Source organism: Microbacterium sp., assembly GCF_047602155.1.
Taxonomy (GTDB): domain Bacteria; phylum Actinomycetota; class Actinomycetes; order Actinomycetales; family Microbacteriaceae; genus Microbacterium.
Genome location: NZ_JASGHZ010000001.1, coordinates 2,785,655 through 2,797,421, shown reverse-complemented (window position 1 = coordinate 2,797,421; position 11,767 = coordinate 2,785,655). Strand labels below are relative to the sequence as shown.

General features: G+C 70.4%; 10 protein-coding genes and 1 pseudogene. 6 read left to right on the top strand and 5 right to left on the bottom strand.

Features of this window, described 5'->3' with window-relative positions; all coding sequences use genetic code 11:
* Nucleotides 1-53 precede the first annotated feature (53 nt).
* The 3 genes from QM720_RS12720 to QM720_RS12710 form a co-directional block, all read right to left on the bottom strand.
* The gene (locus tag QM720_RS12720; RefSeq protein ID WP_415127069.1) at nucleotides 54-599 is read right to left on the bottom strand and encodes a GNAT family N-acetyltransferase; all 546 of its coding nucleotides are present in this window, start codon (nucleotides 597-599) and stop codon (nucleotides 54-56) included.
* Nucleotides 596-1,255 (bottom strand): pentapeptide repeat-containing protein, encoded by a 660-nt coding sequence (locus QM720_RS12715; protein WP_415127067.1) that lies wholly within the window; start codon nucleotides 1,253-1,255, stop codon nucleotides 596-598. The genes QM720_RS12720 and QM720_RS12715 overlap by 4 nt, the downstream gene beginning before the upstream one ends.
* An 84-nt stretch (nucleotides 1,256-1,339) precedes the next feature.
* Entirely contained in the window at nucleotides 1,340-1,573 is a 234-nt protein-coding gene (locus tag QM720_RS12710) for a hypothetical protein (RefSeq protein WP_415127065.1), read from the bottom strand.
* Between the two features lie 316 nt (nucleotides 1,574-1,889).
* On the opposite strand from QM720_RS12710, the gene ileS reads away from it, so the two are divergent.
* From ileS to ndk, 4 genes and pseudogenes are all read left to right on the top strand, one after another.
* Entirely contained in the window at nucleotides 1,890-5,312 is a 3,423-nt protein-coding gene (ileS, locus tag QM720_RS12705) for an isoleucine--tRNA ligase (protein WP_415127063.1), read from the top strand.
* Nucleotides 5,309-6,640: pseudogene (locus QM720_RS12700) on the top strand (bifunctional folylpolyglutamate synthase/dihydrofolate synthase); the annotation flags it as partial. The gene ileS and the pseudogene QM720_RS12700, both read left to right, overlap by 4 nt.
* A gap of 76 nt (nucleotides 6,641-6,716) precedes the next feature.
* A complete protein-coding gene (locus tag QM720_RS12695; RefSeq protein ID WP_415127061.1) occupies nucleotides 6,717-7,121 on the top strand; it encodes a DUF4233 domain-containing protein in 405 nt (134 codons plus the stop codon).
* A gap of 1 nt (nucleotide 7,122) precedes the next feature.
* Complete coding sequence (gene ndk / locus QM720_RS12690) at nucleotides 7,123-7,539, top strand: nucleoside-diphosphate kinase (RefSeq protein WP_415127059.1); 417 nt, start codon at nucleotides 7,123-7,125, stop codon at nucleotides 7,537-7,539.
* A 284-nt stretch (nucleotides 7,540-7,823) separates the two neighbouring features.
* Here ndk and QM720_RS12685 read toward each other — a convergent pair whose 3' ends face one another.
* Nucleotides 7,824-8,438, bottom strand: a complete 615-nt coding sequence (locus QM720_RS12685) for a vitamin K epoxide reductase family protein (protein WP_415127057.1) — start codon at nucleotides 8,436-8,438, stop codon at nucleotides 7,824-7,826.
* A gap of 279 nt (nucleotides 8,439-8,717) precedes the next feature.
* On the opposite strand from QM720_RS12685, the gene QM720_RS12680 reads away from it, so the two are divergent.
* On the top strand, nucleotides 8,718-11,009 hold the full coding sequence (locus tag QM720_RS12680) for an Rne/Rng family ribonuclease (protein WP_415127055.1): 2,292 nt from the start codon (nucleotides 8,718-8,720) through the stop codon (nucleotides 11,007-11,009).
* On the opposite strand, the gene QM720_RS12675 is transcribed toward QM720_RS12680, so the two are convergent.
* The gene (locus QM720_RS12675; protein WP_415127053.1) at nucleotides 11,006-11,278 is read right to left on the bottom strand and encodes a DUF4031 domain-containing protein; all 273 of its coding nucleotides are present in this window, start codon (nucleotides 11,276-11,278) and stop codon (nucleotides 11,006-11,008) included. The two genes, QM720_RS12680 and QM720_RS12675, sit on opposite strands and share 4 nt — an antisense overlap.
* A gap of 179 nt (nucleotides 11,279-11,457) precedes the next feature.
* On the opposite strand from QM720_RS12675, the gene rplU reads away from it, so the two are divergent.
* Complete coding sequence (gene rplU, locus QM720_RS12670; RefSeq protein ID WP_164478179.1) at nucleotides 11,458-11,766, top strand: 50S ribosomal protein L21; 309 nt, start codon at nucleotides 11,458-11,460, stop codon at nucleotides 11,764-11,766.
* The last annotated feature ends 1 nt before the right edge of the window (nucleotide 11,767 follow it).

Here is an 11,767-nt window from a genome sequence, read left to right as displayed (position 1 = left end):
CGAAAATCGAGGAGGATGTCGCGGCATCCTGCCCTCAGAAACCCGCAGTCTCCTCAGAAACCTGCGCGAGAAGCCCGCGCCGCCCATTCGCGACGGCCGATGGCGAAGGCGAGGTGCGGCATGTCGACGCCGCGGTAGTGCGTCGTGAAGGTGCGGCGCATCGTCATGCCGAGGCGGATCGCGACGTTCATGGATGCCACGTTGGTGCTGCGCACCTTCGCGTACAGGTCGTCGGTACCGAGGTTCTCGAACGCCCAGTCACGGCAGGCGGTCGCCGCCTCGACCGCCAGACCGCGATGCCAGTACGCCCGCCGGAACAGGTACCCGACCTCGATGACCTCGTCGTCCTCGACGCGCTGGCGGGTGATGCCGCACTGTCCGATCATCTCGCCCGTCTCACCGAGCACGGCCGCCCACAAGCCGAATCCGTCGTCGGCATAGCGCTGCTTCGTGCGCCCCAGCCACGCCAGCGACTCCTCGTCGCTCAACGCGCCCTCGTACGCCACCATCACTTCCGGGTCGTGCAAGATCGCGCGCAGCGCGGGCAGGTCGGCATCCGTCATCTCGCGCAGGCCGAGCCGCGGCGTCTCCAGGATCATCCCGCCACCCGGATGCCGAGGGCCTGCGCGAACGCGACGGCGTGCAGTTCGGCCTGTGCCGCATCGAGCCATGCGCCGCTGAGGGCGTGAAGGTCGGTGAACGCGAGCGCTTCGAGGCCGCGCAGATCGAGGTCGCTGCCGCGCAGTCCCCGCGTGTCGACCTCGTCGGCGCGGCACCCCTCGAACGCCACCCGGGTGAGCCGGGCCTGCGGCAGGTCGATGGTGTCGAATCGGCAGTCGACGAACAGCACGTCGGACAGGGATGCCGAGGCCAGCGACAGATAGTCCACGTGCACTCCGCGGAGCACGACGCTGTCCCATCGCGCTCGGAGTCCGTCGAGCGTCGCGACGCGCCCGCCGGTGAGCTCGACGTTGCGCCAGCCGCCGTCACGTCCGATGAGCTCCACCGCGCGCAACCGGTCGATGGCGACGTCGACCAGTTGCGCGCCGGTCGCGTCGAATCGATCGACGGACGACGGCTCGATGCGCGCCTCAGCGATGTGCGAGTGCGCGACCGACACGTCTCCGGAGATGCCGCCGATCTCCACCGCGAGGAGATCGCTGTGGGATCGGACGTCGCGTACGGCGTCGAGCGCATCGGGAAGGTCGGGCGGGCTGATGCGCGGGGTCAGCGGCGCGGTCTTACGAGCGACCATGCCCCGAGCCTACGCGGCACACGGATGCTTCGATGCGGCGCACGGGATCTTCGCCGCGCGCGCACCGACATCCCGGAGGTCGCGTCAGGTGAGCCACTCGATCGGCGGGCCGAGGCGCTCGGGCTGGGTGACGGCGCTCGGCAAGTCGGCCCGGGCCGCCGCCACGCGGGGCATCTGCGGCACGTAGGGCGCCAGGTTCGGCGCATCGAGGAACGCGAGGTTCGCGGGCTTGAGCCAGGCGAGGCGCTCGCGAAGCGAGCGACCGGCGCCCGAGCGGGCCGGCACGACGGGGACGGGAATCGTGTTCGTGTGAGGCATGCCTCCAGGTAACGCCACCCGGGTGCCAGGGACGTATGAGAACGGTGGCAGGGTGGTTACGCGCCGCTGTGAGTCCACTGTGGGACGCGTCGCTTACAATCGGATGACCAGCATCGATCCGGCCATCACCGGGGAGCTCTCGGAAGAACGGCCCGCGCACGAAAGCACTGGCCCAGTAGAACCGAGCGGGGCAGGCCCGTCACAGCCGCAGCTGAGAGGCCCGGCATCCATGGATGCGGGCAAGCGGGGTGGTACCGCGGTTCTCCGGGTTCGGAGGGTCGTCCTCGCAGGAAGCATCGCAACCTGCTGGAGTGACATGACCTACCCGAAGCCCTCCGCTTTCGTCCCCACACCCGCCGCCGACGTGGTCCCGAGCCCGCGCTTCCCAGAGATCGAGCGCGACGTGCTCGCGTTCTGGGCCGCCGACGACACGTTCCGGGCATCCATCGCGCAGCGCGAGGATGCCGAGGAGTGGGTCTTCTACGACGGCCCGCCGTTCGCGAACGGCCTGCCGCACTACGGTCATCTGCTCACCGGCTACGCGAAGGACCTCTTCCCGCGGTTCCAGACGATGCGCGGCAAGAAGGTCGACCGCGTCTTCGGCTGGGACACGCACGGCCTCCCGGCCGAGCTCGAGGCGATGAAGCAGCTGGGCATCACCGAGAAGAGCGAGATCGAGCAGATGGGCCTGGCCGCCTTCAACGCGAAGGCCCGCGAGTCGGTGCTCGAGTACACGCGCGAGTGGGAGGACTACGTCACCCGCCAGGCCCGCTGGGTCGATTTCGAGCGCGGCTACAAGACGCTCGATGTGGGCTTCATGGAGTCGGTGCTCTGGGCCTTCAAGACCCTGTGGGACAAGGGCCTCGCCTACGAGGGCCACCGCGTGCTGCCGTACTGCTGGCGCGACGAGACCCCGCTGTCCAACCACGAGCTCCGCATGGACGACGACGTCTACAAGATGCGCCAGGATCCGTCGGTCACGGTCACGTTCCCGCTCGTCGGCGTCACGGCGGAGAGCCTCGGCCTGACCGGAGTGCGGGCGCTGGCGTGGACCACGACCCCGTGGACCCTGCCGACCAACCTCGCCCTCGCCGTCGGGCCGGACATCACCTACGCCGTCGTCCCGGGTGGGCCGAACGGCGCCGCGGACATCCCGGCCGGCGACGCCGCCGAGGGCGCCGCCGCCCACCGCTACCTGCTCGCCGCCGATCTGCTCGCGGGGTACGCGAAGGATCTCGGCTACGACAGCGCCGCCGACGCCGCCGCAGCCGTCGAGCGCACCATTCGCGGCAGCGAGCTCGCCGACGTGCACTACGACCGGCTGTTCGACTACTACGCCGATGCCGACACCTGGGGCACCGAGCGCGCCTGGCGCATCCTCGTCGACGACTACGTCACGACGAGCGACGGCACCGGCATCGTCCACCAGGCCCCGGCCTACGGCGAGGACGACCAGCGCGTGACCGAGGCGGCCGGCATCCCGCTCATCATGAGCCTGGACGACGGCGGACGTTTCCTGCCGCAGGTGACCGATGTCGCCGGCGAGTTGTGGATGGATGCCAATCGCCCCCTGATCCGCCTGCTGAAGGCGGAGGGGCGCCTGCTGCGCGAGGCGTCGTACGAGCACTCGTATCCGCACTGCTGGCGCTGCCGGAACCCCCTCATCTACAAGGCGGTGTCGAGCTGGTTCGTGCGCGTGACGGCGATCAAGGATCGCCTCGTCGCACTCAACGAGCAGATCACGTGGGCGCCCGAGAACGTCAAGCACGGTCAGTTCGGCAAGTGGCTGGAGGGCGCGCGCGACTGGTCGATCAGCCGCAACCGGTTCTGGGGATCGCCCATCCCGGTGTGGCGCAGCGACGACCCGGAGCACCCGCGCATCGACGTGTACGGCTCGCTGGAAGAGCTGGAGCGCGACTTCGGCCGCCTGCCGCGGGGTGAGGCGGGCGAGGTCGACCTGCACCGCCCGTACATCGACGAGCTGACGCGCCCGAACCCCGACGATCCCACCGGAGCGAGCACGATGCGACGCATCGAGGACGTCTTCGACGTGTGGTTCGACTCCGGGTCGATGCCGTATGCCCAGGTGCACTACCCGTTCGAGAACCACGAGTGGTTCGACGAGCACGCTCCGGCCGACTTCATCGTCGAGTACATCGGGCAGACCCGCGGCTGGTTCTACGTCATGCACGTGCTCTCCGGCGCGCTGTTCGACCGGCCGGCGTTCAGCGGGGTTGCGTGCCACGGCATCGTGCTGGGCAGCGACGGGCAGAAGATGAGCAAGTCGCTGCGCAACTACCCCGACGTGAGCGAGGTGTTCGACCGCGACGGCTCCGACGCGATGCGCTGGTTCCTCATGGCATCCTCGGTGCTGCGCGGCGGCAACCTGATCGTGACGGAGGAGGGCATCCGCGCCGGTGTCCGGGAGTTCCTGCTGCCGCTGTGGAACGCGTGGTACTTCTTCGCGACCTACGCGAACGCGGCCGGCGGGGCCGCGGGCGCCGGATACGAGGCGCGCTGGCGCACCGACGCGACGAACGTGCTCGACCGGTACATCCTCGCCCTCACCGGCGACCTCGTCCGTGAGGTCGCCGCCGACCTCGAGGCGCTCGATTCGACCACCGCCGCGGCCAAGCTGCGCGACTTCGCAGAGGCGCTGACGAACTGGTACATCCGCCGGTCGCGCGACCGGTTCTGGGTCGGCGTCGTGCCCGGCGACGACACCAGCACCGAGGCCTTCGACACGCTCTACACGGTGCTCGAAACGCTGACGCGGGTCGCGGCGCCCCTGATCCCGCTCGTCTCCGAGCGGGTCTGGCAGGGGCTGACGGGCGGCCGCAGCGTGCACCTGCAGGACTGGCCCGACGCCGGCGCGTTCCCGGCGGCCGAGGACATCCGCACCGCGATGGATGCCGTCCGCGAGGTCTCGTCGGTCGCCAATGGCCTGCGCAAGAAGGAGGGCAAGCGCGTGCGCCTGCCGCTGCAGCGGCTGACCGTCGCGATCCCGGATGCCGGGGGTCTCGCGCAGTTCGAGGAGATCCTCCGCGACGAACTCAACGTCAAGCAGGTCGCCCTCGTCGAGCTGACCGACGGCCTCGCCGAGGAGTACGGCATCAGCCAGCGCCTCGCCGTCAACGCGCGCGCCGCGGGCCCGCGGCTGGGCAAGCAGGTGCAGCACGTCATCGCCGGCGCGAAGGCGGGCCTGTGGACCGAGCAGGACGGCGTCGTGATCGTCGACGGCGTCGCACTGGAGCCGGGGGAGTACGACCTGACCCTCGAGGCCGGTGGCGTCACCGAGGGCACCGCGATCGCGCTGCTGCCCGGAGCAGAGGGCCGCAGTGGCGGGTTCGTGCTGCTCGACACGACGACCACGCCCGAGCTGGAGGCCGAGGGTCTCGCGCGCGACGTCATCCGCGCCGTGCAGGACACCCGTCGCGCCGCCGGCTTCGACGTGAGCGACCGCATCCGCCTGTCGCTCGTGTTCGTCGATGCTGCCGACGGCGACGCCGTCGCGGCGGCGTTCGATGTCGCCGACGTCGCGGGCGAGACCCTGGCCGTGGAGCACACCCTCCGGGTCGCCGGGCGTGACGTGGCGCTTCCGGCCGACGCCCCGGCGGAGGTGTGGCACCCCATCGCGTTCGGCGCCGAGCCCGAGCACGTCGGCTACGTCGCCGCCGGCGTCTACGCCAACACGGGCGGGTTCCACATCGCCGTGAGCCGCATCGGAGCGCGCGCATGAGCGCCCGCACCCGAGCCGACGCCGTCTACGCCGCGCTGCTGACCCGTCAGGGCGAGCGCTGGGTGCAGCCGCGCGTCGAGCGCACCCGGCGCGTGCTCGAGCTGCTCGACGACCCGCAGCGCACCTACCGCGTCGTGCACGTCACCGGCACCAACGGCAAGACGTCGACGAGCCGCATGGTGGAGAGCATCGTGCGCGCGCACGGCCTGCGCACGGGCCTGTTCACGAGCCCGCACCTGGAGCGGTACACCGAGCGCATCATGATCGACGGAGAGCCGATCGACGACGCCTTCATCGCCGACGTCTGGGACGAGGTGTCGCCGTTCGTCGACCTCGTCGATGCCGAGCTGGCGGCATCCGGCGATGCCCCGCTGACGTTCTTCGAGCTGCTGACGGTGCTCGCGTTCGTCGCGTTCGCCGACGCTCCCGTCGACGTGGCGGTCGTCGAGGTCGGGATGGGCGGATCGTGGGATTCGACCAACACCGCCGACGGCGACGTCGCGGTCATCGCGCCCATCGCCCTCGACCACGCCGACAAGCTCGGTGAGACGATCGCCGAGATCGCGACGGTGAAGGCGGGCATCATCAAAGACGGCGCGTTCGCCGTGTCGGCCCAGCAAGACGCCTCGGCCCTGCGCGTGCTGCAGGATGCCGCCGCCGCCCGCGACGCGACCCTCGCCGTCGAGGGCGACCGGTTCGGGCTGCTCGCGCAGCACCTCGCCGTCGGTGGCCAGCAGCTGACCGTCAGGGGGCTCGCCGCCACGTACGACGACCTGTACCTGCCGCTGTACGGCGCCCACCAGGGCCACAACGCGGCACTCGCGATCGCCGCCGTCGAATCGCTCATCGGCGGGGGAGCGCAGCCGCTGGCGCCCGACGTGCTCGCGGAGGGGCTCGCCGAGGCGACCTCGCCCGGGCGCCTGCAGCTGGTCGGCGTCGCCCCGACGGTGCTCGTCGACAGCGCGCACAACCCGCACGGCGCACGTGCGCTGGTCGCGGCGCTGTCCGACTCGTTCGACTTCGACGAGTGGGGTCTCGTGCTGGGCGTGTTCGGCGACAAGGACGCGGCGGGCATCGTCGGGGCGCTCGCGCCCGCGGCGGCACACGTGTTCGTCACCGCGCCCGACTCCGACCGCGCCGCCGACCCCGACTCCCTGGCCGACCTCGTCGAGGCCGCCGAGGTCCCGGTCAGCGTGCACCGCGACCTGAGCGAGGCGGCGGATGCCGCGCGCGCCTGGGCCGCGGCATCCGATCGGCGTGCCGTCATCATCGCCGGCAGCGTCGTGCTGGCCGGCGAGGCCGTGCAGCTCGCGGCCGCCGACGACTGGGCCCACAGGGCCGGAGGCCCCGGTCGGCGCCCCGGCGACGACCGGAGGGGCCTGGGGAGAAGGAGGGGTGGCGCGCATGAGCGACGCACCCGTCCGCCGGCAGCGGCGCGCGCGCGGCGCGCAGGAGTCGCTGGCATCCATCGTGCTCGGCTTCGAGTCGATCATCGTCTTCCTCGGCGGCCTCGTCGTGTACGGGCTGAAGGCGCTCCCGGCATCCATCGCACCGTGGTGGGGGATCGTCGCGGGTACCGTCCTGGCCGTCCTGATGATCGCGACCTCGGGGCTCGTCCGGCACCGATGGGGGATCGCGCTCGGCTGGCTCTGGCAACTGGTGGTCGTGCTGGGCGGGTTCCTCGTGCCGGCCCTCGCGCTTGTCGGCCTCATTTTCGGTGCGATGTACGCGTATGCGACGATCAAGGGCGGATCACTCGATCGCCGCAACGCGCGGCTCGCGGCCGAGACCGCCACGAATGGAGACTGACATGCCCACCGAAGAGACCCTCGTCCTGGTCAAGCCCGACGGCGTCGCCCGGGGACTCACCGGCGCCATCCTCGCCCGCATCGAGGCGAAGGGCTACGCTCTGGTCGACATCGCGCTCGTCGAGCCCGACCGCGAACTGCTCGAGCGGCACTACGCCGAGCACGCCGGCAAGCCGTTCTACGAGCCGCTGCTGGAGTTCATGCTGTCGGGCCCGTCGGTGGCGATCCGCCTGGCCGGCAACCGCGTCATCGAGGGCTTCCGGTCGCTCGCCGGCACGACCGACCCGACGACCGCGGCTCCCGGCACCATCCGGGGCGACTACGGCCGCGACTGGGGGCTGAAGGTGCAGCAGAACCTCGTGCACGGCTCGGACAGCCCGCAGGCGGCCGCCCGCGAGCTCGCCATCTGGTTCTCCTGAGCCTGCGGCATCCATCTTCCTTCGTCCTTCATCCGTCGCAAATTGGCGTCATCCGGCGGTTTCGCCGCGATTCGCGTCGGATGACGGATGGGCGGATGCGTGTCGGTTTCATCCGTCGCAAAGTGACGTCATCCGGCGGCTTCGCCGCGATTCGCGTCGGACGAACGGATGCCGGCCACCTTCATCCGGCGCAAAGTGGCGCTACCGCGCGGTTTCGCCGCGATTCGCGCCGGATGAACGGATGCCGAGGCCGGCGCGGCGGCGCGCCGGGCCCCGGCCCCGACTCAGAAGATCACGTCGATGAGCTGCGGGATCGCGTCCAGCCGCAGCTGCGCGAGCAGCAGCACGATCGCGTAGGTCACGAGGGCCATCAGCGGAATCCACGGCGTCAGCGCGGCACCCGCGGCGCGCACGCGCGGCGCGTTCGACACGACACCCGACCGCAGGTGGTGCACCCACACCGCGTAGAACGTCGGGATCGTGACGAGCCACGTCACCATGCACCACGGGCACAGCGTGCCGAGGATGTAGATGCTCTGACTGATCAGCCACAGCACGAATCCGAACCCGAACGTGATGCCCGCGGCGAAGGCCCACCAGAACCAGCGCGCGAACCGCGCCCCGGCCAGTACCGCCATGCCCACGACGATCGGCGCCACCCAGCCGGTGAGCCCGAGGATCGGGTTCGGGAACCCGAACGCGCTGCCCTGCGGCGAATCGAGGTTGGCCGTGCACTGCACGATGATGCTGAAGTCGCACGAGGCGGACTCGCCCGGATTCGCATACGCGTGGAACTTCTCCAGCGTCAGGGCGAAGGCGGCGATCCAGCCGATGACACCCGCGATCACGAGCCACACGGCGAGGGCGGTCGGACGGGTGTCGATGGTGCGCGGGGGCATTGAGCGATTATCTCATCCGCCGCCGTGGCGTCGGATTCGAGGGCGATCGGTCGGCCGCTTCGCATATTCGTCCGCCGAGGTGCGATACTAGAGGTCGATGCCCCCGCGGCCGCGCCGCGACCGGCATCACCGACAGACTTCGGGCCCAGAGCCCTGCGCAGCACGCCGCCACGGAGCGGCACACGCTGCAGACCGAGTGAGCATGCGGTGCCCCCGGGTGACGCCGCCAGAGTTTCGCCGGACGGCACGCGGAGCCGCCCCGCTAGGAGTAGGCCAGAGATGGCAGATGAGCACAACGAACAGACCGCTTCCACCCACGACGACACCGCCGAGCTGATCGGCGGCACCGTCGACGCACCGATCGTCGCAGACGTGGTCGTGGAGATCACGACGGATGCCGGCGACACCGACGCGGCGATCGATGACGCGGTGATCGTGATCGAGGAGATCACGATCACCGAGGCGGCAGAGCCTGAGTCCGCCGCGGCGCTGGACGCTGCCGTCGCGGCGGAAACCCCCGTCACGGCCGTGAGCCTCGGGCTGCTGCCGGAGAACTTCGTCTCCGCCGTCTCGACGCAGCTCATGTTCTACGCCCCCGCCGTCATCGCGCTGCCGGAGCGCCCGGGGGATGCCGACGAACGCGAGGACGTCTTCGGCGAGTCCGGCTCGAGCGCGCGCCGCCGCAATCGCCGACGTGGCGCAGGAACCGCCGCATCCGAGGACAACGCGCCGCAGAACGGCAACGGCGGTCAGAGCCAGGGCGGTCGCCGCCGGGCGGTCGAGCTCATCACCGAGCCGCAGCGCATCAAGGGCTCGACGCGCCTCGAGGCCAAGAAGCAGCGCCGCCGCGACGGCCGCGAGGCCGGGCGCCGGCGCACCGTCGTCACCGAGGCGGAGTTCCTCGCGCGCCGCGAAGCCGTCGACCGCGTCATGATCGTGCGGTCGAAGAACGGCCGCATCCAGATCGCGGTGCTCGAAGACGACGTGCTCGTCGAGCACTACGTCGCCCGTAGCCAGGAGTCGTCGCTGATCGGCAACGTGTACCTCGGCCGGGTGCAGAACGTGCTGCCGAGCATGGAAGCAGCCTTCGTCGACATCGGCCGCGGCCGCAACGCCGTGCTGTACTCCGGCGAGGTCGATTGGGATGCCGTCGAGACCGGCAACCAGCCCCGGCGCATCGAACTGGCCCTCAAGAGCGGCGACCGCGTCCTCGTGCAGGTCACGAAGGATCCGGTCGGCCACAAGGGCGCCCGCCTGACGAGCCAGATCTCACTGCCCGGCCGCTACCTCGTCTACGTGCCCGGCGGGGCGATGAACGGCATCTCGCGCAAGCTTCCCGACGTCGAGCGCGCCCGTCTGAAGCGCATCCTCAAGGAGGTGCTCCCCTCGTCGAGCGGCGTCATCGTGCGCACCGCGGCCGAGGGCGCCACCGAGGAGCAGCTGACGCGCGACGTGCAGCGGTTGACCTCGCAGTGGGAGCACATCTCCAGCCAGGTCGAGACGATCGGCGCACCGGCGCTGCTGCACTCCGAGCCGGATCTGCTCGTCAAGATCGTCCGCGACGTGTTCAACGAAGACTTCGCCAAGCTGCTCATCCAGGGCGAGGATGCGCATCAGACGATCTCCGCCTACCTCGCCGGCGTGGCTCCCGACCTGCTCGAGCGCATCGAGAAGTACGAGGACGAGCAGGATCCGTTCGACCGGTACCGCGTCACCGAGCAGATCGAGAAGGCGCTCGACCGCAAGGTGTGGCTGCCCTCCGGCGGGTCGCTCGTGATCGACCGCACCGAGGCGATGACGGTGGTCGACGTCAACACCGGCAAGTTCGTCGGCTCGGGCGGCAACCTTGAAGAGACCGTCACGAAGAACAACCTCGAGGCGGCCGAGGAGATCGTCCGGCAGCTGCGGCTGCGCGACATCGGCGGCATCATCGTCGTCGACTTCATCGACATGGTGCTCGAGTCCAACCGCGACCTCGTGCTGCGCCGGCTCATCGAGTGCCTGAGCCGGGACCGCACGAAGCACCAGGTCGCCGAGGTGACCTCGCTCGGCCTCGTGCAGATGACCCGCAAGAAGCTCGGCCTCGGGCTGCTGGAGACCTTCAGCGAGGCGTGCGAGGTCTGCGCCGGACGCGGTGTCATCGTGCACCACGATCCGGTGGTCCGCCATCGTGCGCCGCAGGCTCAGGGCACAGGTGGCCGCCGTTCGCGCCAGGCGTCGCCGACGCACGGCGCCGGCAACGGCGGGACGCACGTGATCACCGAGGGTGCGAAGTCGGCACTCGCGCAGATCGCGGCATCCACGATCCACCACCCGCACGACGAGGCTGCCGCCGAGCCGGCCGTGGCCGCCGAGCCGGCGGCCGATCGCCCCAAGAAGCCGCGCAAGAAGCGCGCCGAACCGGCCAAGAAGCCTGCCGCCGTGCGCACCGAGAAGGAGTTGCTGCTCGACTCGGTTCTCGAGGCGCTGCCCGAGCCCAAGGCGCCCGGTCAGGGCCGTGGCCGCCGTCGCGTGACGACCGCCGCGCTGAGCGGCACGCCGGTCACGGCGACACCGGCCTCGGGCGACTAGCCTTCGCGGCGCTCGCGGGCGGTGACGCGCAGGCCCGAGGCGATCAGCCGGCGCACGAGCTCGCCTCCGCTGACGTGCTCCGCTCCGGCGGCGATGAGCTGGTCGACCGCGCGGTCGGGAACGTCGTAGTGGTCGCGGTCGAACCCGCGACGGGGAAGGCCGTTGGCCGCCGCGAAGGCGTGCAGCTCGTCAAGGCTCGTGTCGCTGACCAGATGCGCCCACAGGCGGCCGTGGGCAGGCCAGCGGGCATCGTCGATCAGGATCGCCATGTCGGCAGTCTAGGTCGGCGGCAGACACACCGTGGCTCGCTTTTGCTCAGGCTCACGGCATCCGGTAAAGTAGACCCTTGGTGCGTCGAGTTCCGCCTCCGCACCGGACAACTTCCGAGACCTTCCGGTCTCGTGTGGACAACCGGAGCCGAGCGCTCCACAGAAGAAACAGGTGTGAAGTGGTTTACGCAGTTGTGCGCGCCGGCGGCCGCCAGGAGAAGGTGGAGGTCGGCACGATCGTCGTCCTCGACCGCCAGCAGGCCAAGGTCGGCGACAAGCTCGAGCTGCCCGCCGTGCTGCTCGTCGACGGCGACGCCGTGACGACCGACGCCGACAAGCTCGCGAAGGTCACCGTCACCGCCGAGGTCCTCGGCGAAGAGCGCGGCCCGAAGATCGTGATCCAGAAGTTCAAGAACAAGACCGGCTACAAGAAGCGCCAGGGCCACCGTCAGGACCTCACGCGCGTCAAGATCACCGGCATCAAGTAAG

Bases quoted from the DNA above. Each gene is read 5' to 3' on its own strand.
- ndk (WP_415127059.1), top strand. From the start codon at position 7,123: ATGCCCACCGAAGAGACCCTCGTCCTGGTCAAGCCCGACGGCGTCGCC.
- QM720_RS12680 (WP_415127055.1), top strand. From the start codon at position 8,718: ATGGCAGATGAGCACAACGAACAGACCGCTTCCACCCACGACGACACC.
- QM720_RS12710 (WP_415127065.1), bottom strand. From the start codon at position 1,573: ATGCCTCACACGAACACGATTCCCGTCCCCGTCGTGCCGGCCCGCTCG.
- QM720_RS12675 (WP_415127053.1), bottom strand. From the start codon at position 11,278: ATGGCGATCCTGATCGACGATGCCCGCTGGCCTGCCCACGGCCGCCTG.
- QM720_RS12685 (WP_415127057.1), bottom strand. From the start codon at position 8,438: ATGCCCCCGCGCACCATCGACACCCGTCCGACCGCCCTCGCCGTGTGG.
- QM720_RS12695 (WP_415127061.1), top strand. From the start codon at position 6,717: ATGAGCGACGCACCCGTCCGCCGGCAGCGGCGCGCGCGCGGCGCGCAG.
- QM720_RS12720 (WP_415127069.1), bottom strand. From the start codon at position 599: ATGATCCTGGAGACGCCGCGGCTCGGCCTGCGCGAGATGACGGATGCC.
- ileS (WP_415127063.1), top strand. From the start codon at position 1,890: ATGACCTACCCGAAGCCCTCCGCTTTCGTCCCCACACCCGCCGCCGAC.
- QM720_RS12715 (WP_415127067.1), bottom strand. From the start codon at position 1,255: ATGGTCGCTCGTAAGACCGCGCCGCTGACCCCGCGCATCAGCCCGCCC.